The organism is Flavobacterium kingsejongi, assembly GCF_003076475.1.
Taxonomy (GTDB): Bacteria; Bacteroidota; Bacteroidia; order Flavobacteriales; family Flavobacteriaceae; genus Flavobacterium; species Flavobacterium kingsejongi.
Genome location: NZ_CP020919.1, coordinates 1,513,567 through 1,537,916 on the forward strand (window position 1 = coordinate 1,513,567; position 24,350 = coordinate 1,537,916).

25 protein-coding genes and 2 pseudogenes are annotated in these 24,350 nt (G+C 39.0%); 10 read left to right on the plus strand and 17 right to left on the minus strand.

The annotated features are described in order from the left end of the window. Nucleotides 1-58: 58 nt before the first annotated feature. From FK004_RS06485 to istA, 13 genes and pseudogenes are all read right to left on the minus strand, one after another. Entirely contained in the window at nt 59-1,384 is a 1,326-nt protein-coding gene (locus FK004_RS06485; protein WP_108736537.1) for a serine hydrolase domain-containing protein, read from the minus strand. Nucleotides 1,385-1,632: 248 nt separating this feature from the next. Beyond that, complete coding sequence (locus tag FK004_RS06490; RefSeq protein WP_108736538.1) at nt 1,633-1,902, minus strand: FAD-dependent oxidoreductase; 270 nt, start codon at nt 1,900-1,902, stop codon at nt 1,633-1,635. Between the two features lie 20 nt (nt 1,903-1,922). Next, nucleotides 1,923-2,109 (minus strand): annotated as a pseudogene (locus tag FK004_RS19675) (transposase); the annotation flags it as partial. A gap of 107 nt (nt 2,110-2,216) precedes the next feature. Then, nucleotides 2,217-3,050: an IS3 family transposase gene (locus FK004_RS06500; RefSeq protein WP_108736539.1), complete on the minus strand. Its 834-nt coding sequence runs from the start codon at nt 3,048-3,050 to the stop codon at nt 2,217-2,219. Then, a complete protein-coding gene (locus tag FK004_RS06505) occupies nt 3,047-3,574 on the minus strand; it encodes a transposase (RefSeq protein WP_108736540.1) in 528 nt (175 codons plus the stop codon). Before FK004_RS06505 ends, FK004_RS06500 begins: the two co-directional genes overlap by 4 nt. A 187-nt stretch (nt 3,575-3,761) precedes the next feature. Next, a complete protein-coding gene (locus tag FK004_RS06510; RefSeq protein ID WP_108736541.1) occupies nt 3,762-4,289 on the minus strand; it encodes a hypothetical protein in 528 nt (175 codons plus the stop codon). 635 nt (nt 4,290-4,924) lie between these two features. Beyond that, nucleotides 4,925-5,083, minus strand: a complete 159-nt coding sequence (locus tag FK004_RS19125) for a transposase (protein ID WP_121494806.1) — start codon at nt 5,081-5,083, stop codon at nt 4,925-4,927. Nucleotides 5,084-5,127: 44 nt separating this feature from the next. After that, complete coding sequence (locus FK004_RS06520) at nt 5,128-5,364, minus strand: hypothetical protein (protein WP_108736543.1); 237 nt, start codon at nt 5,362-5,364, stop codon at nt 5,128-5,130. 75 nt (nt 5,365-5,439) lie between these two features. Further along, the gene (locus FK004_RS06525; RefSeq protein WP_108736544.1) at nt 5,440-5,940 is read right to left on the minus strand and encodes a TPM domain-containing protein; all 501 of its coding nucleotides are present in this window, start codon (nt 5,938-5,940) and stop codon (nt 5,440-5,442) included. Further along, entirely contained in the window at nt 5,888-6,346 is a 459-nt protein-coding gene (locus FK004_RS06530) for a hypothetical protein (RefSeq protein WP_108736545.1), read from the minus strand. Before FK004_RS06530 ends, FK004_RS06525 begins: the two co-directional genes overlap by 53 nt. Before the next feature lie 632 nt (nt 6,347-6,978). Next, a pseudogene (locus FK004_RS19680) lies at nt 6,979-7,353 on the minus strand (RHS repeat-associated core domain-containing protein); the annotation flags it as partial. Between the two features lie 161 nt (nt 7,354-7,514). After that, nucleotides 7,515-8,252 carry an IS21-like element helper ATPase IstB gene (gene istB, locus FK004_RS06540; RefSeq protein ID WP_056251131.1) on the minus strand — a complete coding sequence of 246 codons (738 nt, stop codon included), beginning with the start codon at nt 8,250-8,252 and terminating at the stop codon, nt 7,515-7,517. A gap of 16 nt (nt 8,253-8,268) precedes the next feature. After that, on the minus strand, nt 8,269-9,816 hold the full coding sequence (gene istA, locus FK004_RS06545) for an IS21 family transposase (protein ID WP_108735486.1): 1,548 nt from the start codon (nt 9,814-9,816) through the stop codon (nt 8,269-8,271). 163 nt (nt 9,817-9,979) lie between these two features. On the opposite strand from istA, the gene FK004_RS06550 reads away from it, so the two are divergent. After that, nucleotides 9,980-10,216 (plus strand): Dabb family protein, encoded by a 237-nt coding sequence (locus FK004_RS06550; RefSeq protein WP_227871707.1) that lies wholly within the window; start codon nt 9,980-9,982, stop codon nt 10,214-10,216. Between the two features lie 46 nt (nt 10,217-10,262). Continuing rightward, nucleotides 10,263-10,757, plus strand: a complete 495-nt coding sequence (locus FK004_RS06555) for a cupin domain-containing protein (RefSeq protein WP_227871683.1) — start codon at nt 10,263-10,265, stop codon at nt 10,755-10,757. 132 nt (nt 10,758-10,889) lie between these two features. Here FK004_RS06555 and FK004_RS06560 read toward each other — a convergent pair whose 3' ends face one another. Further along, nucleotides 10,890-11,654, minus strand: a complete 765-nt coding sequence (locus FK004_RS06560) for a phosphatase PAP2 family protein (protein ID WP_108736548.1) — start codon at nt 11,652-11,654, stop codon at nt 10,890-10,892. Between the two features lie 177 nt (nt 11,655-11,831). On the opposite strand from FK004_RS06560, the gene FK004_RS06565 reads away from it, so the two are divergent. The 5 genes from FK004_RS06565 to FK004_RS06585 all read left to right on the plus strand — a co-directional run bounded on the left by FK004_RS06565 (nt 11,832) and on the right by FK004_RS06585 (nt 16,341). Further along, nucleotides 11,832-12,872 carry a sulfite exporter TauE/SafE family protein gene (locus tag FK004_RS06565; RefSeq protein ID WP_227871684.1) on the plus strand — a complete coding sequence of 347 codons (1,041 nt, stop codon included), beginning with the start codon at nt 11,832-11,834 and terminating at the stop codon, nt 12,870-12,872. 113 nt (nt 12,873-12,985) lie between these two features. After that, nucleotides 12,986-14,257 (plus strand): chloride channel protein, encoded by a 1,272-nt coding sequence (locus FK004_RS06570; protein ID WP_108736549.1) that lies wholly within the window; start codon nt 12,986-12,988, stop codon nt 14,255-14,257. A gap of 1 nt (nt 14,258) precedes the next feature. Then, entirely contained in the window at nt 14,259-14,855 is a 597-nt protein-coding gene (locus FK004_RS06575) for an HPP family protein (protein WP_108736550.1), read from the plus strand. Between the two features lie 92 nt (nt 14,856-14,947). Next, nucleotides 14,948-15,526 (plus strand): NADPH-dependent FMN reductase, encoded by a 579-nt coding sequence (locus tag FK004_RS06580; RefSeq protein ID WP_108736551.1) that lies wholly within the window; start codon nt 14,948-14,950, stop codon nt 15,524-15,526. A 32-nt stretch (nt 15,527-15,558) separates the two neighbouring features. After that, complete coding sequence (locus FK004_RS06585) at nt 15,559-16,341, plus strand: porin family protein (protein ID WP_227871685.1); 783 nt, start codon at nt 15,559-15,561, stop codon at nt 16,339-16,341. 30 nt (nt 16,342-16,371) lie between these two features. Here the strand turns inward: FK004_RS06585 and FK004_RS06590 are convergent, their stop codons facing one another. From FK004_RS06590 to asnS, 3 genes are all read right to left on the minus strand, one after another. Continuing rightward, on the minus strand, nt 16,372-16,977 hold the full coding sequence (locus FK004_RS06590) for a hypothetical protein (RefSeq protein ID WP_108736552.1): 606 nt from the start codon (nt 16,975-16,977) through the stop codon (nt 16,372-16,374). Nucleotides 16,978-17,033: 56 nt separating this feature from the next. Continuing rightward, nucleotides 17,034-18,500 (minus strand): RNA polymerase factor sigma-54, encoded by a 1,467-nt coding sequence (gene rpoN, locus FK004_RS06595; RefSeq protein WP_108736553.1) that lies wholly within the window; start codon nt 18,498-18,500, stop codon nt 17,034-17,036. A gap of 86 nt (nt 18,501-18,586) precedes the next feature. After that, nucleotides 18,587-20,020 (minus strand): asparagine--tRNA ligase, encoded by a 1,434-nt coding sequence (gene asnS, locus FK004_RS06600; protein WP_108736554.1) that lies wholly within the window; start codon nt 20,018-20,020, stop codon nt 18,587-18,589. 347 nt (nt 20,021-20,367) lie between these two features. Between asnS and FK004_RS06610 the strand changes: the two genes are divergently transcribed. From FK004_RS06610 to FK004_RS06620, 3 genes are all read left to right on the plus strand, one after another. Next, the gene (locus tag FK004_RS06610; protein WP_193844356.1) at nt 20,368-21,138 is read left to right on the plus strand and encodes a sensor histidine kinase; all 771 of its coding nucleotides are present in this window, start codon (nt 20,368-20,370) and stop codon (nt 21,136-21,138) included. Beyond that, a complete protein-coding gene (locus FK004_RS06615; protein WP_108736556.1) occupies nt 21,104-21,823 on the plus strand; it encodes a LytR/AlgR family response regulator transcription factor in 720 nt (239 codons plus the stop codon). Before FK004_RS06610 ends, FK004_RS06615 begins: the two co-directional genes overlap by 35 nt. 212 nt (nt 21,824-22,035) lie before the next feature. Next, the gene (locus FK004_RS06620; RefSeq protein WP_108736557.1) at nt 22,036-24,306 is read left to right on the plus strand and encodes a cation:proton antiporter; all 2,271 of its coding nucleotides are present in this window, start codon (nt 22,036-22,038) and stop codon (nt 24,304-24,306) included. The last annotated feature ends 44 nt before the right edge of the window (nt 24,307-24,350 follow it).

The window sequence follows — 24,350 nt, forward strand, 5'->3', positions numbered from 1 at the left end:
TGTTAATAACATAGACGCTATAAGTGGTGCCAGGGTTGCATGGCCCTATACTTATTATTTATTTGGTGGCGCGGAGGAATTTTGCGACAGCATGATACGCAGGTAAGGAATAGGGATCATTTGCTCCATTCGCGGCAACAGGATGGGACGCAAAACGAACGATGACCATATCCGCTTTGGGATCGATGTAGATCACCTGCCCGTGTACACCCCGGGCACAAAAGGCGCCGTGTTCATTATTCGTAATCCACCACATATCCCGGTAACTCCATCCTTTTAACAGCTTATAGTTGGCTTTTTTAAAAGCCTTTTGGTCGCCGCCTTTACGGATATCTGCTATCGCCGATTTTGGGATGATCTGCTCACCGGAAACCACTCCGTTATTTAAGATTAGTTGTCCGAACCGTGCCATATCGTGAAGGCCTAAATTATAACCGCCACCCGCAAAAGGGGTTCCGGTTGCATCTACAGAATAATAGCCATCCTGTTCGGTACCGATTTTCTGCCATATCTTTTCCGATAACAGTGTGGGAACCGTTTTACCCGTTACCCGGGCTATGATCCAGCCCAGCACATCGGAGTTTACGGTTTTATAGCCAAAAGCAGTGCCGTGTTTCCCGCTTTTTTTTACAGTTGGAAGGTATTCGTAATAACTCTTCGGGTCCTGGTAGTCCTTGGGTTTGGGCAACGGATTCCCCGCTGCAGAAAACTTCCAGATCTCCGCATTGGGATCGGCATAGTCTTCACTGAACTGTAGGGCAGTGGTCATATCCATCACCTGACGTACCGTGGCATCCCCAAAGGCGGAATTCTTAAGCTCCGGTAAATAGTCGGCAACCAGTTTGGAGGGATCGATTAGCCCTTCTTCAGCTAACACAATACCTAATGTTCCGGTAAATGATTTGGTAACCGACATGGCAGCATGTTGCCCGTCGGGAGTAAGTGCGCCAAAATAGCGTTCGTATACCACCGTGCCATGATGGAGGATCAGTATACCATCAGTATAGTTTTTTTGTAATCCTTCTTCCCATGTAATGGCTTTTTTTTCACCGAGAGGAACATATTTCAGGGCATCAATATCAGTCCGGAGATCTACGGATAAGGGTATTGCATTGCCCAAACCACGTGAAACATTTACCGTAGGCATAAATTGCCGCATGTGTGCGACACTCCAACGCAAAGCGGGAAATTCAAAAAAGCTACCATCCTCAAAATGCAGGATACGATCGGGTGGTGGTGGTGATCCGACCATCCATCCTAATTTGACCGGGTCGCTTTCTGCAGCAGTCAGATAGGTTGTTTTTTCCTGTGCGGTTCCCGTAGGCGAATACAGCAACGCGGAGACTAAGAATACGGAAAGAGAATACGAATAAAAATGTTTCATAATGGCTTGATTTGAGGTTAAAGCATACTAAAAAACGGAAAGCTATTGTATGGGTGACCCATAACAACAGGTATCTTTTGATACTGACATACAAGTTACTACTATAATTTAAACATTCTTATGGTAAAAGGGGAAAAGTAAAAAGTAAAGTGCTGCAGGAACGTTGCACTTTAACATTCCGATTATATGCAATGAGTAAAAACGAGTTATAAAAAAAACACCTCAGGTTGGGCTGAGGTAGTTGTGGGTTATTCCTGATTTTCTTCCAAGCCATTGAATAGGGCGATCAGTTTGTTAATGGGATCATCGGAGTGGAGCATGGCAGTATATGCTAAGGTGATTTGTGTAATTTCTGCAGCCCTGTTGCACATTTGTTTTTCAAAGGCAGCGATAGCCGTATCCGTATCGGGATAAGCCGGGTCTGTAAGGCAATCTGCGAGTTCAAACGCATCCTGCATCGCCATATTGACACCTTCTCCTGCGTAGGGCGGCATCCGGTGTGCGGCATCCCCCAGCATCGTAAGGTTGGGTACTGTCCAGTCGTTGAAATTTTCAATATTCTTGCAGTACTTCTTATCCCTAAACCTTCTTTGGTAAACAAAATTATATTTTGATTGATATCTGATTTATAAGCTTGGTAACTATAACTTTCAACTCTTGTTTTCTTACAAAGTCTGCAAATATATCTTTGTATTACCAGACTTTGTTTTCCCATATTTTATCATGTTTTTAATTCCTCCAACACATCTGGAACACCAAGTCGCATTAAGACATTATAAAATAAAAAAACAACCCCGATAGAGTGCACCCAAAAGTTTAGACAAATTTATAATTAAGTTTGATAAAAATGAGCTCGATATTGTATCGGGCTCATTCCTTTTAAATTAAGTTTGATTCTATCATTGTTATAGTATCTGATATATTCCTTAATATCTTTTTCTAATTCTTTAATTGAAGTGTATTTCTTTAGGTAAAACAATTCTGATTTCAATATACCGAAAAAGTTTTCTATAACGGCATTGTCAAGACAATTTCCCTTTCTCGACATACTCTGCGTAATTCCTTTATCCTTTAATAATCTTTGGTATTGTTTCATTTGATATTGCCATCCTTGGTCAGAATGTAATATTAAATTATAGCCTGTTTTAATTGCCCTAAATGACTTTTTAAGCATCTTCACTACTTGTTCCATATTTGGCCTTTGTGCCAGCTGATAACTGATTATCTCGCCATTAAATAAATCAATTATAGGCGAGAGGTATAACTTTTTACCCCGCACATTAAACTCTGTTATATCAGTTGCCCATTTTTCATTCGGTTGAGATGCCTTAAAATCACGCTCCAGAATATTAGGAGCTATTTTACCCTGTTCTCCTCTATAGGATTTATATTTCTTTACCCTTATCAGACTTTTTAAGCCAAGTGATTTCATTAACCGAAGAACAGTTTTATGATTAATTACAACCCCCTTCTGCTTAACTTCCAAAGTTATACGGAGATAACCTAACCTGCCTTTATGAGTATGATAGATTGATTTAATCAATTCCTTTATATCTTTATATTTATCAGTAGTACTGTTTTTTTGATGGTAATAGTAACTGCTACGTGCCATATCTGCATAAGATAGCAAATATGCTAAATCATGCTTATGCCTTAATTCCTCTATGGCTTTTGCTTTCTGTTTTGAACAGCTTCTTCGGCTTGAATTAAGGCTTGCAGCTTTTTTAGATAATCAACCTGAGCACGCAAAGATTCATTTTCAAGTAAAAGCTCTTCTTCCCTGGTCAAAGGTTTATTGGATTTCTTTTTAGCTCGTTTGTAAGCCATATTGGGTCTGCCTTTAGGTTTATCAACAAGTCCTGTATTACCTAATTTTTCAAATCTCTTCTGCCAGCTAACAATTACAGAGGCATTTGGAATATTAAAAGATAAACAGGCTTCATTCAAAGATATAGACTTCCTTTTTATTGTACGCAAAACTTTTAGCTTAAAAGTAGAAGTATAAATTTGATTCCGCCGAGACTGAAGGCCAGCCGTACCATATTTGTTATAAAATCCCAACCATCTGGTAAGATTGGATTTATCAAATCCATATTTTTTCGCAACTGATTCTGCACTTAAGTTTTCCTTTAAAACTTCTTCTATACAGCGAAGTTTAAACTCATAACTGTATTTAATTTTTCTTTCCATAAAATTCCCCAAATAGTGTCTAACTTTTTGGGTGCAGTTCAGAAGGCTGTTTTAATTTTACTGCGATATTACTGTAAACCTCTGATTTTCTGTAAATGTTAGATGAAATAATTAACCATCAACATATCTGATACATTACCAAAATCGTACAGCCTCTTTCCATTTAATTGGCACAATTCTTTAAAATCTATTCTATTACTATAACTTTATGTGTCGCTCTTTCTTCATTGACAATATATCTTACCTTGTCTTCTTTTTGTTTATTAGGTATGTCAATAATGACATTGTCATTTATTATCCCATCAATATAATATGTACCAGTTTGATCGAATTTAATGTCATAAAAAGGAATTTCCCTATTGTTCGTTGCTCCAAAGGTATCAATGGCGATTGTTCTCAAATAGTCTTCATTATAATTTATATCTTTAACTTTAGTTAGACTATATAGTATATAGCGACTTTTACCACTTTTTTCATTATTAAACGCTGTTGTAATTGTATCTAATACACTTCTGTATATGATTTTGCCATCATATGGCTTATTTTTATGAACTGTATCAGGGAAAACAAACTCAAATTCCACAATTTCATTTTTGTGTTTTTTTATGTCTAATTGTTGTTTTAGATTTTGAAAATCAGAATCATCTCTTTTGCAAGATGAATTAATTACTAAAAGGATTATTCCCATTAATATTTTTGATAAATTAAAGCTCATAAGTACAATTTTGAGTTTTATATGAGTAATGCGAACAGTTCTTGAATTGGCACTTTTATTTCTTTATTGGTTTATTAAATTTAACGACCTTAATTGTATTCTCATTTTTCAGATTTTTGCAAAGTGTCGTTATGATACAGGTGAAAGTGAAATTTTTCGTGAATCTATTGTCGTAAAAACTCAAAAAGAGTAGATACTTATTCTACTCTTTTTTATGACTTAAATTTTAAAACTTTCGTTTAAAAACAAACGTGACTTAATAATAACTAACTTTCCATTTTCATTAATCATAGTAGACTTTTCAATTATTGCTCTGATTTTTTTCTCTCCTCTGGTTCTAAAACCTAAATTATAAATAAACTCATTTTTTTGAGCGGGTATAAATGTATCTAAAGCAATTCTGTTCAAATTGGAAAAATCATCATTTATTTTATTAGATATTATTAAAAAATAATACGTTTTACCAAGAAGATTTTTATCATCTTCTGTTTCATCAAAGTGATATTTTATTTTAAAAGGATATTGCTTGTCCTTAATTATATTCGGCGGTATAACTAATGTATAAAAATCGCTCTGTATGGAATCTATTTTTCCATTTTTGTATATATTTTTTCTATTTGTAATACTTTGGTTCTCTACAATGATTTTTTCTTCGGTTTTATAAATCTTATTATAAAGCTGGGGGCTGTTATTCCTAGCTCCCTGGCAAGTTCTGATACATTTGTTCTATCATAACTCAATTCAACGGCTTTTTCCTTAAAAGACTTGTCGTAAATTTTTCGGATTTGTTTCATAGATTAAAATTAAGATTATTTCTTAACTTTCAATGCAGGCTAAGTTAGCATGTCCACTCCATATTTTTAAAGAAAGCTATTTTATTTCCTCTTATGCTAATACCAGACAATGTATCTTCACTACTTATCCATTCTCCTTTTTGTATTATTTTTTGTTTGTTTAATTTTGAGTACTTAATTATTGGTTCGTCTTCCTTTAAAAAGGAATTTACAAATACCATAAACAGGAGAAGTATTAAAGAGAGACTTAAAGTTATTATTAAAATTAATTGCTTTTTCAAGAGTATTTCTTTTTAGTTTAGAAGCTATTGATTGTTAAAAAGTCGTTTAAATTTAAAATCTATATCTGATGGAATTTAATGCCATAGCGTTTCAAAGCTTAAAACGCCTCTATTTATACCTTCGAAATATCGGCCTTCTTTAAATTCAGGAATAATTATTTCAGACATTATCTCCATACTTTTTTCTTCTGATAAGTTTTCGGTATTCTCTGCTATTGACAATGCGACTTTTCTATTTTTTTTACTAAAGGCAATTATTATTGTATTTTTATTTTCAACACCAATCCTCCAGTTATTCCCCAAATCGACAATGTAATCTTGGAAATCATTATATGGAGCAAAAGATTCTACAGCGATAATAATAATTTCTTTATTCTCGTTAAGTTTGAGATCATAGAGTATTTTTTTTAATGCCGCATTTTGGTCTTTTGTAAAAACACCTTCATAATCATTAATTAATCCGATTTGTTTTGGAAATGTTTTTGGCGGTATATCATTAATTTTTTTTTCAGTATACTTCACTTCACAACAAATAAACAGTTGAAACATACCTACTAATAGTATTAAATTCTTCATCTATTTTTTTTTTACTTCTTTCAATTAATTCTTTATAATAATCTTTATAATTCAATATTATTTTAGTACTATCATTTCTATATACATTTATTTCTGCTTGTCCCCTAATTTTCACAACGGAATCGCCGACCATTATACTATCCCAAAACTCATTTTCTAAAGGGACATCATTATTATTATTATTATTATTATTATTATTATTAAGTTTTAGCATAGGTGTTGAATGTTCGAATGTATCAATATATTTCTCTACTACAATTCCAGAGAATTTTTTTTGTTTTCTCATTTCCAACATACTGTTGTAAAATTTTTCATCCATTGTTAAATATTGAGCAATAAAAAAGAATGCTATAATTACAGTGCATACTAATATTAATCGCATTAAATTATCTTTTAAAAATCCCATATTACCGTTTTTGATTTTGTCGCCATTACCCCTGCACTTACTTTCGGTGAAGGTCCATTTAATCCTGGAGAAATAGTTCCTGTTTTATAGCCTCTTTCACCTTTTCCAATGTTTGAAAATTGTTGAGAAACTGTTCCGTTAGAATCATTGCTAGTGCCCCCAAGAGCTATGCCGCCGCCGCCAATCGGCGAATTAACAGAAGCTGATAGCTCCATAGAAGTCCCGCTAAAATCGTTAAGTAAAAAAATACCTTTATGATTTGGTATTATCTCTGTAACACTCAAACCAACATCTTCACCGAGTCCCACGTTGCCTTTAAAAGTGAAATATGCTCCCCAATTATTGGTTCCATCTTTTACTAATCCAACTTCAAAACCTATTCCTCCTCCAAGGGCAGCGTTTGCACCTACCCCATAAGCAACTCCATTTTTCTGAAACGAGACATTAACTTCATCCAATTGTTGAACTTCAGTAGCAACATTAAAATCAGTACCATTAGTCCCTTCCCAAGTCTTAGTTTTAGCATTAAAAGCCCAACTTCCATCACTATCTTCCCAGGTTTCCCCATCTGCAATATCAGAAATACTATAGCCATAGTTTTCAGCATCTAATTCTGTTGGAGGCATCGCCATCATTCCATCTGGATCAATATAACGCAAAGGATTATTAAGCGCGTAAGTATAAGGACTAAAACGTCTTGATACCTCAGCAAGCGGATCCATATTCATCCACCTACCAATTGCAGGCTCGTAATTACGTGCTCCATAATCATACATATTCAGCCCAAATTCGCGTTGCAGCTCCTTCCCGTTGTATTTATACTCATAGTTTAAGTAATTATCCAAAGGAATGGGATCAACAAACGCATCCAATACTATAGCATCCTGAGCATTGGGTTGGAATGCCAATTGATCTGAATTATAGTTCGCATGCTTTAATCCAAACGGATAATAATGGTTCTCTTCAACAATCTTGGCGGACGTTGTAAGTGGATCTTTAGTATACGAGTGCAAATTCCGGTTATATTGATCACCCCATTCCGTTTTAAAGTGAGCACCTGATTCCAGTTCAAAATGACCACCTAATTCCGGTGCAAAGTGAGCACCTCCGTTTTGATTAAAAACTATATTTTTTCATCTGTTAATTAGTATTCAAATATAATAAAATATCACTCTTTGTTTATTCCTCTTTTCTTTCTCATGGATTCTCCATGTAATTCAAGCCTATGAGATTGGTGTATAAGTCTGTCTAATATTGCATCGGCTATCGTTTTTTCTCCAATTATATCATACCAGCCTTGAACTGGTATTTGTGATGTCACGATTATAGAGCCGTTATTATGCCTGTCCTCTATGATCTCTAAAAGAGTAATTCGGTTATGGCTGTCAAGTGCCTGGAGTCCAAAATCATCAAGTATTATAACATCCTGTCTTTGTATTTTGGTAAGTTCCCGTAGATAAGTACCATCTGCTTTAGCCATTTTTAGTCTAGCGAACAATTTTGAGGTATTAAAATAACTTACCTTAAAACCCTGTATACAGGCTTGATAACCTAATGCAGTACCTAAATAACTTTTACCGACACCGGTGCTTCCAGTGATTAAAATGTTTTCGTTTTTCTCTATAAATTCGCATTCTGCCAGACGCAGTACCATGTTTCGGTCCAGGTTACGTGATACATCAAAATTGATACTTTCAATATTTGATTTGTAATGGAATTTGGCATTAGTGATACTTCGTTCAATACGACGATTGTACCTTTCATCCCATTCTGCATCAATAATCATCGATACAAACTGGTCAAGGGTATAATGATCTGTTTTCCCGCTTTCAATGGCTGTTTTAAAAGCATTAAACATGCCATAAAGCTTCATTTGTTTCATTTTGGTTACTGTGGATTCATTCATTTTTTCAAGATTTAATTTAGTTATAATAGTGTTTTCCTCTTATGTTACTGTGATCGGGAAGTTCCTGCTCAGGTTCTTGATCAAAATCAATATGATCCAAGTTGTTTTCTAAAATGTTTTGTATGGTCTTAAAATTGTAAATTTTAAAATCAAGTGCCCGCCTGCAGGCATTTATTAATCGCTGTCTGCCTACCTTTTTTTCAAAATTCAGTATTCCTAAACAGCTTTTATAAGCCTGTTCTGGATGATTTCTGCTTTCGATTATCTGCATTATATATTCTCCTACTGACTCATCAATATTATTAGCCCATTCAATGAAGCGGGCAGCACTCCATTGGGCTACAAATTGATGTGTACTGGCTAAATGCTCAGGAGTTGTTGTATAGACATAAGGTTTGTAGTTTCTTGGATGTACAGCTATTCGATTGTATTTATAATAAATCTCTACTGTTGATTTGGTATATAACAGCTTGGCTTTCTTCTTTACATATTGATACGGAACGCTGTAATAGTTTTTGTCCTGGCTTAATTGAACATGACCGTTTTGCATTACTGTTGCAAAAGACTGGTATTTAATTTCAAAACGATCTTGTGGGAGTGGACGCAGTTTTTCTTTCTCGTCTTCTAAAAATAATTCAAAGCGGGAATAAGGGCGTCCTGTCAGTTTTCTGTTATTGTGAGAGTCAAGTAAATCCCAGATCTGCTGGTTTAATTCTTCCAGAGAAAAGAACTTAGTTTCTTTTATGGTTACATAAATCCTTCGATATAATATCTTAACAGCTCCTTCAACTAGTGACTTGTCTCTGGGCCTGTAAGCTCTGGCAGGTAAAATTGTGGTTTCGTAATGTTCTGCTAAATCAGCCAGGGTTTCATTGATTGTCGGTTCAAAACGACTGCTTTTTATTACGGCAGATTTTAAATTATCTGGAACAATGGCGGCAGGAGTGCCTTCAAAAAAGCGCATGGCATTTTCTACCGAGTCAACAAAGTTTTCCTTTTGCTGGCTCATGGAAGCTTCAGCATACGTGTATTGGCTAGCGCCCAATATTGCTACAAAAAATTGTACTTCTTTGACTTCTCCAGTATCTATATCAATAATTGAGAGTGTCTTTCCGGCATAATCAACATACATTTTATCACCAGCCTTATGGTTCATATGCATGACCGGATTAACTCGTTTGCCCCATATATTGTAATGATAATGAAATTGTGAAGTTCGATAACCATCAGGATTTACAGCAATATATTGTTCCCACATATGCTGTACGGTAACGCCAACTTTTTTTAGTTCACGTTCCATTTTAGGAAAAAAATCATAAAGTGTCTGTAATCTCGGGCTAATGGCCTCTACACTAGTCTGGGAGAATAAAAGTTCCAGCTCTGCATCGGTTTTTTGGTCGATTAATTCAAAGCTTAATTCGAGAACTTCAAATAAAGAAATATATTTCTTTACCGTATTTCTTGAAAGGGATAAGTAGCTACTTATAAATAACTTACTCTTTCCATTACAATAGAATTTAATTACTTTTCTAATTTTACTCATGTCTGTTATTTTGTTTGCCATAATCCGTAAATTTTTAACGAATGTATGGTTCTAACAACATGAAAAAATCAATAGTTTTTAATACTTAATTCACCACAAAACTTGGTGGTCAATTTGCTCCGGAATTAGGTGGTCAGTTTGCTCCGGAACGGGTGGTCAATTTACTCCGGAATTAGGTGGTCAAATTGACCGGTTTTTCCAACCGTATGTAAAAGCGCTGTATTATGGAAAGCCTGCGAATTCAACTCCGAGAAAAGTGGTAGACAACAGTTTTACCTATAATCTCGTAATGGAGTTTGACAGCCTGGAAGACCTGGAGGCCTACGGTAAACTGCCGGATCACCTCGATGCGATCAAAAAGTACAGTCCGTACTGGGAACGTATGATCGTTCATGATGCCGTACTGCAACAAGTGCGTTAATCTGTGTTTTATAATTCAACAATAACAATTCAAAGCAAACAAGAAAATGAAAAAAGCAGTGTTATTTTTAGCTGTAAGTGTAATGGCCGGATTCAGTACTTTCCCGCTTCAGGCCAAAGGGACTGATCCTAAAAAAGTAAAACAGGAAGTCCGAAAAGAGGAAGAGCAAACCTACATCAAAGCGATCCGGCTGGTGAATACCGAGGATGGAAAATGTACGTATGAAGTGGGTAAAATCCCCACAAAAATGCGAATGGAAACCACTTCGTTTTTCGGGCAGACCAAAGTGGATGCCTATGAGAAAGTGGCTCATCCCGCACCCCGTCGCCAGTATGTAGTGACGATTAAAGGCAAGCTGAAATTTAAAGTGAGCAATGGCGATACCTTTATTATTGAGCCCGGTGTAATCCTTATAGCGGAAGATACCAAAGGAACCGGGCATACCTGGGATCTTGTAGATGGCGATAAATGGGAACGTTTGTACATCCCGTTGAATGAAGGGGGCGAGGATCATTTTATTCCGGAGAAAAGTAAAAAATAAAAATGTGTAAGATCGTGGCAATGCTACGCATACTACTACATACGAGTAATGGAAAGGAAGAATGAAGCAGTAAAAGGTTGCGGTTAGGAACAAAAGGGCGGTTGTAAAGACCGTCCTTTTGTATTTTATACATTAAAAGATAACGACTACTGCACAACCCAGTTGATTGCCATTGTAAAACGGGGCGATCATAGAAGATACATTTTTCTCTTTGGAACCCCCAAAGAGTTTGTCTTTCAGGTAAGGGCTCACCCAATAGGCGATTTTAGTGCTCAGGATCCCAATGCCAGCACCCGCAGCAACATCCGTAAGCCAGTGCCGGTTGTTGTACATTCGGAACAGTCCGGTTCCAGTAGCCACAGCATAACCCGAGATCCCATACCATATCGATTTGTCTTTGTATTCCTGCCACATGAATTCTGCGCCGGCAAAAGCAGTAGCAGTATGACCCGAAGGGAAGGAATTGTTGGAACTGCCATCCGGGCGCTCAATATGGGTGATGGATTTTAGAGCCAATACCGAAGAGCTCATGATCACATAGGAAGTAGCCATAATAATCGTCCGGTCTTTGAGGTTATTCTTACCCTGTATTCCCATGGCATTTAGGCTATACACCGCAGCAAAAGGAGCATATTGCGAAAAATCATCCACCGTTATTTTTTTGTCGATGTCCTCTTTGACCTCGTCCCGGATCTGGGAATTGAACAATTTCAACTGATCGCTTTCCAGCCCAATTACGCCATAACCAATCAGTGCTGCAGGAACAATCAGTTGCTTATAGGTAAACTTATGGGGATTCACCGGCGTAAGATCCGGGATCGTATCCGGAGTAACTTCCTGTGCTTTTAGGGAAGAAAAGCACAAAACCATCAGGCAGAGTACAAATTGTTTTAGCATGGCAAAAGTTTTATAGTAGCATATATCCTCTTAACGGCAACAGGAAATTTAAATTGAATACCGGAATAATGATTAAGTGAATCTTAAGAATGGAAGCTGCGGTTTTGGAGCTGGAAATTGTACTTTTCGGGGGTTGAATTGAGAGGGCTGACAGTTGCAAAAACTGCGCAGCCACAGATGAAATTACAGATGATGGACTTGTTTTTTATTTTTTGTTGTGCGTGTATCGCCTTTTCGTTAAGTGCTATTTGTGGGGGTGGGGCAGGATTAATGCTGATTCCTGTTTTAGGATGGCAATTGCCCACAGCACAAATTCCGGCCGCACTTTCTATTGGCACATTTTCAAGTTCCGCCTCACGGCTGATTGTCTTTTACAAACAGATCCGGTGGACGATTGTCCGTTGGTTTGTTCCGGCTGCCATCCCGGCGGTAGGGATTGGAGCCTACCTGCTTCGCTACATCAATCCGCTGTACATCCAGATTATTATGGGGCTGTTCCTGGTGAGCAACCTGATGGCATTGGTCCGAAAGCAAAATACGGCAATGCCAAACGAGAATAATTCCCACAAATCATTGCTGATTATCGGTTTCCTTGCCGGATTCCTCTCTGGATTCACCGGGGCTGTAGGGTTGCTGTTCAATCGCTTTTACCTGAAATACGGATTGTCTAAAGAAGAGATTGTAGCCACACGGGCCGCAAACGAAATCGTACTGCACCTGATCAAATTAGTGTTGTACGGGCTCTTCGGATTACTGACCGTGCAGGTGCTTCAAATCGGTGCGGTGGTGATGGTGGCCGCAATTTTCTCTTCTATTGGAATGAAATGGCTACTGCCCTTGCTCAGTGAATTTTATTTCCGGAAAATTGGCTACCTGGCGATGGTGGTATCTGGTTTTGCCCTGATGGGGCAATCAGGGAATGCGCTATTGGCACAGAAGGGCGGCAGCTTTACTTTTCGTCCAGTTAGTAAAGGGATCGTTTCGGAATTGCAGTGGCAGCAGTCCCACCTGACCCTGGAGTTTGAATATGACGAAGGTTTCGAGTATGAGGTCCGGATCCCTTTTTCTGAGCTTCCAGCCGCAAAACAAAAATGGGTACTGGCGCAAAACAGCGATTATGATACAATTGTGATTGAGCAGGTTTTCAGCCGGAACAAAACATCCTACGAAGCCTATTATTTCAAAGCAGGAAAGTTGATCCGGAAGCTGGATTTCTAAAAGGCTAATAGGTTGGTTTTAAGCTAAAATATTCTAAAATTATCGCTTCCCAACCGGGTAGTCCTGATTGGTTTCCGTAATTTTGCAGCGTTTCAATACTTAATACCTTCAAAATGCGTTCTATTCCTTCCATAAAAGAAAATTATACCCGTATAAAATGGCAAAAACTGGTGATTGCCGCTTTGCTCATCGGTTTTTTAGCTTCATTATTAGCGGTATTTTTAAAGCACAGTACCGAACATTATGAAGCTGTTTTTTTTGCGAAGGCAGCCTCAAATAACATACTATTGGCACTTTTCCCTTTTGTTGGGTTGTCTGCGATTTATTTCCTGCGGCAATATGTGTTCAAAAAGAAGGAGAACAAAGGAATCAAAGAAGTATTTGAAAGTACAGCCTCCAAAAAAAACCTGCCCGCCTATAAAATCCCCTCTCATTTTTTTAATGGATTCCTTACCGTTATTTTTGGAGGATCCACCGGAATAGAAGTATCTACCGTAGTCGCTTCGGCAACAATAGGATCTATGGCCCACAAGAAGGAGAATTTTTTCCGTAAATATAAAACGGAGCTCATTTGTGCCGGTGTAGCAGCAGGGATTACGGCGCTTTTCAACAGTCCTTTAGCCGGGATGCTTTTTGCCTATGAGGTTATATCCAGGAAAATATCCAAAGTAATGGTGGTCACGATGGTCATTGCTGTAGGTATCGCGTATGCTTTTGTACTGATGATGGAAGAACAGCCCTTATTTGTAGTGACCATCAGGGCATGGCATTGGTATGCGGTTCCCTATTTTATAGTGTTGGGTATTATCGCAGGCCTCCATTCCGTGTATCTGACCAAATGTGTCCTGTTCTTTAAAAACCGGTTTTCAAAAATTGCAGTACAGTATCATAAAATACTCATTGGTGCTGTGGTGTTAAGTGGTACTTTATTTGTTTTTCCACAACTATACGGTGATGGGTATCATGCTATAAAAGAAAGTATACTTTCTGCGGATACAGCGGTGCTGACGTTATCCTTAGCGGCAACGTGTATAGGCCTGTTGATTATGAAACCCATACTTACGTCGATCACACTTTCTGCGGGAGGTGATGGCGGTGTTTTTGCACCGAGTATTTTTATCGGGGCGTTTTTGGGATTGTTCGTCGCCCTGTTTGTCAATACTTTTTTCAATGCGGGTGTGATTCCGCTGAACTTTATGGTAATTGGGATGGCAGCGATGCTCAGTGCGAGTATTCACGCTCCTTTTACTGCCTTATTCCTGGTTTGTGGCTTAGTGAATGATTATTCCCTGTTGCTACCGATTCTGGTCGTATGCCTGGTTTCGAAATATACGGCGCAAAAAGTCTATCCATTTACAGTATATACCTACACAACAGCCAAGTAATATGCCGGTACAAAAAATAAAACGGACTTACCGTAAAACAAAATATGTGCTATACAAAGAAACCCTGGTGGATTTCCGGGAGCATTTCTGGGCTTTTTTAGGTTCCTTTGTCGGAATGGGGATTATTGCCTACCTTCAATATGGGGCTTTTCCCGAGCAGGATTATATTTTCCTGATCGGTTCTTTTGGGGCTTCCTGTGTGCTGGTGTATGGTGTAATTCAAAGTCCGCTGGCTCAGCCCCGTAATCTTATCGGAGGACATTTGGTTTCGGCTATTGTTGGCGTGACGATCCAGAAATTGATTCCGGATGTGCTATGGATCGCAGCCCCTTTGGCAGTTTCGCTATCCATTGTTGTAATGCAGATCACGAAGACTTTACACCCGCCCGGGGGAGCCACAGCACTGATTGCAGTGACCGGTGGTGCGCAGATCAAAAGCCTCGGATATGGATATGTATTCTCTCCCGTTTTGAGCGGTGCTTTGATCTTGCTGGTAGTAGCCCTGATTTTTAATAACATGACACGCAAAAGGCAATATCCGAATCATAAGAAAATGACACATTTCCGGAAAAAGTTTATTTTTAAAGACAAAGCGTAATCCATCGGTACACCCATTCCTTTTTTGTAGCTTTGCTATTGATTTTTTAGGATTAAAAAATCAAGTATACCTTAACTACTGATTTTTAAAAGATGAACGTATTACTATTTAACGGTGCACCCGATAATTTCCCCAACAGCACATCCGACAGGATTTCAAACCATATTGCCCAATTATTTAAAGATAAAGATATCCAGGTAACTACCTATAACCTGGCCAAAGCCAATTTGCCTTCCCTGGACATGATGGGAAAGACTATTCCGGAAAGCGTAGCCGAAATGTGCCGTATTTTTACCAGCTCTGATATCCAGATTTGGTTGAGTCCCTTATATCATGGCGGTATACCGGGTACCATGAAAAATTGCCTGGACTGGCTGGAAATGACCAGCAAATACCCAAAACCATACCTGTCCGGACAGATTGTAGGTTTAGTATGCTGGTCCGACGGTATTCAGGCGATGCAGGGTATCAATAATATGGATGCAGTGGCCAAAGCCTTACGGGCCTGGGTATTGCCTTATGCGGTGCCGGTTTCCCGTGCTGATCTGTATACTGAAGATGGTACTGCCATAACAAATGCGTATACTTCACGTTTTAAGATTATGGCTGATCTGATGATCAGTACCGGACTAAAATTTGAATTGCCCAACGATTTGCAGCCTGAGCTGTAAGTAGTGGCAACCTAATTTCTTAACTTTACCTGATGAATAAAAAGGCTATAAAATTATATTGTGTATTGTTCTTTTGTCTGTTTTCGCTTCAGATGGCAGCACAGGTACCGGATAATGAGGAGTTATACCGAAATAAAACCCAGTCCGATAGTCTGATTACTATTGCAGAAAAGGTAGATACCGATACCCTGATCAAAGTAAATGATTTGCGGTACCGCGAAGATCAGTTTTATATGAACCTAACTTATAACCTGCTGCAAAGCCGGCCCGAAGGGGTTTCCCAAAACTCCTTTTCTGCAGGATTTCATTTCGGGTTTCTACGGGATATGCCCATCAACTCAAAACGTACTTTTGCCATAGCAGCTGGATTAGGGTATTCTTTTAATAATTACAAGCAGAACCTCGCCATCTCGGAAAGTAATGGGATATATTCTTATCAGGCGATACCGGATGATGTGAATTTTGATAAAAATAAACTGGCGTTACATTACATTGAGCTTCCGATTGAATTCAGGTGGCGTACTTCTACAGTACACAACCATAAATTCTGGCGGGTGTATACGGGAGTAAAATTGAGTTACCTGGCCTTTAGCCAATCGAAATATGAAGCAGGAGATCTACACGAATATGTAAAAGGGAATACGGACCTGAATAAATTCAGGTATGGAGCCTATTTAGCCTGTGGGTACAATACCTGGAATTTTTATGCCTATTACGGTTTAAATCCGATCTTTAAATCCTCAGCTAAAATGACTGATGGCAAAGCACTTGACATGTCCAACCTTAATGTGGGGCTGATGTTTTATATTTTGTAAAGGTTTTGGAATAATTCGAAGACAGAATAACTATACCCAGAAATACCATAAGACCAATTGCGGAAGTAAGCCGGTGAGTGCACCCAAAGCAAGCTCGGTATAAGTATGCGCTTTCATTTCCAAACGGGAAGAAGCGACCAATCCGATACACACCACCAGAAAAGCAATAATTTCATTCATGCGCACCTGCGAATGGATACTGATCCCAATAGCAAATACCGTAAGGGAAACAATGCCAATCATGTGGAGGCTCGCTTTGCGTTTCATAAAAACCAGGATCAATGCGATTACGGTACTGATCAGGCTGGCAAAGAAAAAAAAGTAAAGTTCCGGGAAGCGGCCAATTGTAATGCATTTTTTGATCAGGACCAACAGCAATACCGCATAGATTGCTAACGGGATTCTCCGTTCGGCTTTATCAGACAACATGATGGAGGTTACTTTTCCAAAGGTCATCAGGAAATAATAAATGGCCATTGGCAATAGAATGGTCAGGATAATGATCTGGATAAAAACCACATACATGTCCTGGTACTGAAAATAACGTCCACCACAAAAAAAGTAAAATAATACTGTAAAAACAGGAATGAAAAGTGGGTGGAGCAGATAGGAAAAAAAGGAAAGTAGTCGTTTCAAAGTAATGATAGTATTATAAAAACGGGAACCATGCCTGATAGCCGGTTCCCGTTTTTTTAGATTTTCTTCCGCATTCTGGCCACTGGAATATCAAGTTGTTCCCGATATTTGGCAATGGTTCTTCGTGCAATAGGATAGCCTTTTTCTTTGAGGATTTCGGCTAATTTATCATCGGGTAGCGGTTTGCGCTTGTCCTCATCCTCGATAGTATTCTGTAGTATCTTTTTAATTTCAATCGTTGAAACGTCCTCGCCCTGGTCATTTTTCATGGCCTCGGAAAAGTACTCTTTGATCAATTTGGTTCCATACGGTGTTTCCACATATTTGCTGTTTGCTACCCTGGAAACCGTTGAGATATCCAAGCCAACCATATCCGCAATATCTTTCAGGATCATCGGCCTCAGTTTGGTCTCATCCCCATCAAGGAAATATTCTTCCTGGTAGTGCATGATGGCATTCATGGTGACAAACAGGGTTTCCTGGCGTTGGCGTATGGCATCAATAAACCATTTTGCCGAATCCAGTTTCTGTTTGATAAACTGTACCGCTTCTTTTTGCTGTGTCGATTTCTGGCGGGCATCTTTGTAGGTCTGTAACATTTCCTGGTAATCCTTGGAAACGTGCAGTTCCGGTGCATTTCTGCCATTCAGTGAAAGTTCCAGCTCGCCATCGACAATCTTTATCGCAAAATCAGGAACGACATGTTCCACAATACGGTTATTACCCGCATAAGAGCCACCGGGTTTGGGGTTGAGCTTTTCAATTTCATCCACCGCTTTTTTCAGTACATCCTGGGTCACTTCATATTTTTGCAGCAGTTTGTCGTAATGCTTTTTGGTAAAAGCTTCAAACTGGTTTTCAATAATATCGGTAGCCAGGTCAATAGACTGTGTTGGCGTTTTATGTTTGAGTTGTAAAAGCAGGCATTCCTGCAAATCACGGGCACCCACACCCGAAGGTTCGAGTTCGTGTACAATGTGCAGGATACGTTCTACCGTTTTTTCATCCGTATAAATACCCTGTGTAAAGGCCATATCATCTACAATATCCTGGATGCTCCTGCGGATGTATCCCATATCATCAATGCTGCCCACGAGAAATTCTGCAATCTCCCGCTCATCTTCCGATAATATAAAAGTATTCAGCTGGTTGATCAGGTCCTGATGGAAGCTTACCGGAGCCGCCAGAGGCATACTGCGGTCTTCATCATCATCACTGTAATTATTCGCCTGGAGTTTGTATTCCGGCGTTTCATCGTCACTCAGGTATTCGTCTATATTGATATCTTCAGCTTCGATCCGGTCATTTTCGAATTCATCATAATCATCATACTCTTCATTTTCGAATTCGTCCTTTTCAAATTCATCTTCTTCCTTCCCGGTTTCCAGGGCTGGATTTTCGACCATTTCTTCTTTTAGCCGCTGTTCAAAAGCTTGCGTAGGCAATTGAATTAACTTCATCAGCTGGATTTGCTGTGGAGATAATTTTTGTGATAACTTAAGTTGTAAGAATTGCTTTAGCATTTATTTTTTTAAAATTTATATTCACAGTTTAAAGTTAGAGTATGTTGCCTTGTTCTGCAATTATCCCCTAAAACTTTAACCCGATTTTAGAACTCTGCGTTTTGTGGTGTTCTTGGGAATGGAATCACGTCACGGATATTGGTCATACCGGTTACAAAGAGCACCAGTCGTTCAAATCCTAATCCGAAACCACTGTGTACGGCACTACCAAAACGGCGCGTATCCAGGTACCACCATAATTCCTCTTCGTCAATACCCAGCGCTTTCATTTTCTCTACCAGTACATCATAACGCTCTTCACGCTGTGATCCACCAACGATTTCTCCAATTCCAGGGAAGAGGATATCCATTGCACGTACCGTTTTGCCATCTTCATTCAGGCGCATGTAAAACGCTTTGATGTTTGCAGGATAATCAAAAAGGATCACCGGGCATTTAAAGTGTTTCTCTACCAGGTAACGTTCGTGTTCCGATTGTAAGTCGGCACCCCATTCGTCGATGATATAGTTGAATTTTTTATTTTTATTCGGTTTTGAATTTCTAAGGATATCGATAGCCTCTGTATAAGAAACGCGTTTGAAATTGTTATTCAGTACAAATTGTAATTTGTCTAACAAAGCCAGTTCGCTGCGTTCCGCCTGTGGTTTCTGTTTTTCTTCTTCTAACAAACGGCCTTCTAAAAATTTCAGGTCATCGGCACATTTTTCCACTACATATTTAATCACATACTGGATAAAATCCTCTGCCAGGTCCATATTGTCTTCCAGGTCATTGAAGGCAACTTCCGGCTCAATCATCCAAAATTCTGCCAGGTGGCGGGACGTATTGGAGTTTTCAGCACGGAATGTCGGGCCAAAAGTATAAATCTGTCCTAAGGCCATAGCAAAAGTTTCCCCTTCCAATTGTCCGGAAACCGTTAGGTTCGTTTCTTTTCCGAAGAAATCTTTTTTATAATCCACTTTTCCATCTTCAGTACGCGGGGTACCATCAAAAGGCAAAGCGGTAACTTTAAACATTTCACCTGCACCCTCTGCATCAGATCCGGTGATGATTGGTGTATTTACATATACAAAACCTTTTTCCTGGAAATACTGATGTACTGCAAACGACAATACGGAACGTACGCGCATAATCGCACCAAAAGCATTGGTACGCACCCGAAGGTGTGCATTTTCACGTAAAAATTCCAAAGAATGCTTTTTGGGTTGCATCGGGAATTTTTCCGGATCAGAATCCCCAAGGATTTCCAATTCTTTCACCTGGATTTCAAAACGCTGTCCGGCACCTTTACTCTCGATAAGGGCACCTTTTACAGCAATAGCCGCTCCGGTGGTAATGCGTTTTAAAGTATCAGCCGACGTATTTTCAAAATCTACAACACACTGTATATTATGGATGGTTGAACCGTCATTCAGGGCAACGAACTGATTGTTTCTAAACGTTCTTACCCATCCTTTTGCATAAACTTCAGCCTTTACATCGGCACTCTGCAACAATTCCTTAATTTTTGTGTGTTTCATTTTTGTAAATATTGCGATATATAATTTGTTCGTATTTGAATTTTATGGAGCAGCACCCTGCGTTTCATCAGGACGACCGTCCCGCTGTCCGCACTATCTTTTTGGGATTCTTCCAAAAAAGGATAGTCGCTGCCATCGGGGCTTTACTACGGCTTTTTATTTGCCAAAAGTACCACTTCCAATCAGGCCACAATGTAGCAAAGGTAATAAAAACGAAACTAAAAGTCGACAGTGAAAAAAGCATAATATTGAAAGAATCATGCATACACAGGCTAAAAATCCAAAAATTCGGTTTGTCGGATTTTTAAAGTAATTTTACAGCCTGTTAATCCTTAAATTCCAGTACCATGAATTCCTTGATCGAAGTACAAAGCGCGACCTATTATTTCGGGATGGTACTCATTGTAGTATTGTTCCTCGTCATTGCATTTCTCGGCTATAAGCTTAATAATGCGGTACAGTTGCAAAAATCCATTCAGGAAAGTTACCACTCCCTCGAATTGAAGGTAAACGGATTAAAACTGGAGACGCTGGAGTCGAAACTCAATCCGCACCTGTTCAAGAACATCCTGAATTCCATACAGTCCCATGCCTACCAGACCTATTTTGCGCTGGACAAACTGGCCAATGTGCTGGATTATATCCTGTACGAAAGCCAGAAAAAATTTGTATCGCCCAAAGAAGAGATCGAATTTGCACTAAACCTGATTGAGATCAATAAGATCAAGGTAAGCCCGCTTTTTGAAATGAAGGTCAAAACTAAAATCCGGGAGGAAGAACCCCTGTATGAACAGCAAATCCTGGCACCTATGATATCGATCGACCTGATCGAGAATGCGTTCAAACATGCAGACCTGAAAAGCCCGGATGCTTTTATCTCTGTCGTATTTGAATTTAGCGAAAGCTGTTTTTACCTGACGGTTTCCAATAAAATTTCCGATCATAAAGCGCTCAAGAAAGACCACAGCGGACTTGGATCCGGAACGTTGGAACAACGCCTTAATATTATCTATAAAGACAATTATAAATTGGATAAGTTTATCGAAGACGATGTCTATATTGCTCATTTAAAAATAAACCTACTTGAATACAAAGCTCAAATGCTTACTGCTGGATGATGAACTGCCTGGACTGACCTACCTGAAAATGCTCTGCGAGCAAATTCCGGAGCTGGAAGTCGTTAAAGCATTCGATAATCCGGAAAAGCTCATTGCCGAAATGGACCATCTTGATTTTGACCTGTGCATCACTGATATTGAAATGCCGGGTATCGATGGCCTTAGTGTTGCCAACCTCCTTCGGGATAAGATGGTGATCTTTACGACTGCCTATAAGGAATATGCTGCAGATGCTTTTGATATTAATGCAGTGGATTATATTACGAAACCCGTAAAGAAAGAGCGGCTGCAAAAAGCGATCGACAAAGCGCGGGAACGGCTGGACAAAAAGCCTTCCGATAAAAAGTTCGTACACCTCAATACCGATAAAGGAAAAGCCTTGTTGTTTTTTGACCAGATCCTGTACATTCATCCCGCAGAATCCGATAGCCGCGATAAAATTGTATTGCTCAAAGACGAAAGTACCATCTTACTCAAGAATATTACCTATACCAAATTATTGGGGCAGTTTCCCAAAACCGATTTTTGCAGGATCAATAAAAAAGAAATCATTGCCATGGCGGTAGAGAAGTTTTTTGCACATGATGAAATTACCACGAATATCCTGGAAAAAAATGGCCGTATTAAAGTCGTATTCTTAAGCGATATCTACCGGGCTGATTTTTTGCAAAAAGTAAATTTATAGGAATTTCACCCTTATACCCATTGTGTTTTTGAGTCATAAAAGGAGGCTCAGGAGTAGTAGTGTTTTTGACTGATGCAGGCACTAATGCTTTTTATTACAAATTTTTCCCCACTTGTTACAGTAGGATCAAACTATCATGCAAAATCCGCTAATACAAGGTTTTGTATCCTGATATTTGCGCAGTAAAAAATATACGCCTAATTTTTAAGACTATGAAAAAGTATAAGAATTCCATATTTTATATTGCGGTTATCGGGGTATTCTCGGTATTGATCTACTGGTTCCTGAGCCAGGGGAAAAGGCTGGAAACAGGTCGTGATATTGTGGTGAAAACCTCCGAAAAATCCCAGTGGGCCGAATTTATTGATTCCATGGTTCACAGCCTGCAACATCCATTAGCGATTTTATTGGCACAAATTATTACCATTATCCTGGTAGCCCGTTTCTTTGGCTGGATTTGCCGTAAAATAGGGCAGCCTTCTGTAATCGGTGAGATTATTGCCGGTATCTTTTTAGGGCCTTCTTTAGTAGGGTTGTATTTCCCGGAATTCTCCCATGCCTTATTTCCAAAAGATTCCTTAGGGAACCTCCAGTTCCTGAGCCAGATTGGTTTGATCCTTTTTATGTTTGTAATTGGAATGGAACTGGACCTGAAAGTATTAAAAAATAAAGCGCATGAAGCTGTAGTAATCAGTCATGCCAGTATTATCTTTCCATTTACCTTAGGGATTGGCCTTGCTTATTTTATCTATGATGCATTTGCACCCGAAGGTATCGAGTTTATGTCATTCGCGCTGTTCTGTGGAATTGCGATGAGTATCACTGCTTTCCCGGTTTTGGCCCGAATTGTACAGGAGCGTGGCATCCATAAAACACGATTGGGAAGCATTGTAATTACCTGTGCTGCTGCAGATGATATCACCGCCTGGTGTATTTTGGCCGCCGTAATTGCGATCGTAAAAGCCGGTTCTTTTGTGAGCTCCTTATATATTATTGCCTTGGCCGTTGCCTATGTATTCCTGATGCTGATGGTCGTAAAACCTTTCCTGAAAAGGGTAGGAGACCTGTATTCTTCCCGAAAAACATTGAGCAAGCCTGTGGTGGCAATTTTCTTCCTCACATTGATTATTTCCGCTTATGCTACTGAAGTCATCGGTATCCACGCCTTATTCGGTGCTTTTATGGCCGGTGTGATTATGCCGGACAACAGCAAATTCAGGAATATTTTTATTGAAAAAGTAGAAGATATTTCCTTAATCGTATTATTACCCCTGTTCTTTGTATTTACAGGATTGCGTACGGAAATCGGTTTGCTGGACGATCGTTACCTGTGGGAAATTACAGGATTGATTATTGCAGTTGCCGTTATCGGTAAGTTCTTTGGAAGTGCCCTGGCCGCAAAATTTGTGGGACAGAGCTGGCGCGATAGCCTTACGATTGGTGCACTGATGAATACCCGTGGTTTGATGGAACTTATCGTACTGAATATTGGGTATGAGTTGGGCGTATTATCGCCGATGATTTTTACCATGATGGTCATCATGGCGCTGGTCACTACTTTTATGACCGGACCGGCACTTGACCTGATCAATTTTATCTTCAAAACAAAAAAGACCTATATTCCGGAGAATATCAGCAATAAAGTAAAATATAAAATACTTCTTTCTTTTGCTGTTTCAGAGCGTGGAAAATCCCTGCTGAAAATTGCGAACAGCCTGGTGAAAAAACAAAATGGAAATGCCATTGTGACCGCAATGCACCTTTCTTCCAGTAACGAACTGCATGCTTTTGATGTCAGCCATTACGAAAAAGAAACATTTACCCCAATTATAGAAGAAGCAGAGAACCTGAATCAAAAAATCATCACGCTGTTTAAGGCATCGGTAGATATTGATTCTGATATTACAGAAATTGCCAATCATGGAGAATACGATTTGCTGTTGATTGGGTTAGGGCAATCTATTTTTGAAGGCACTCTTTTAGGAAAGGTTTTGGGCTATACCACCCGAATCATCAATCCCGATCGCCTTATTGATAAGTTTACCGGAAAAGAAGGGCTTTTCGAAAATTCTCCTTTTGATGAAAGAACCCGTCATATTATTGCCTATAGTAAAATGCCAGTAGGGATATTAGTCGATAAGAAACTCGAAGATATTGATCGTGTGCTGATTCCGTTATTTACTGCCGATGATGCCTTCCTGATGGAATACGCACAAAAGCTGATTCACAACAACGATTCGCAGATCACAATTCTGGATCCGGCAGGAGAGATTAAGAATAATTCCGAAATCAAGGAAAATATTCGCTCCATTGAGCAGATTGCACCCAATCATATTACGCTTTCTTCGGAAAGAATAATGAAAAAAGAATTTCTAGAACAACAGGATTTAATGATAATTAGCCTGGATAGTTGGAAGAAATTGGTTGACTCTCAGAGTGTTTGGTTAAATAGTACACCTTCTGTGTTAATTATTAAAAGGTAATTCATAAAATTTGTACTTTTACAAATGAATTAAAATTATAGGTA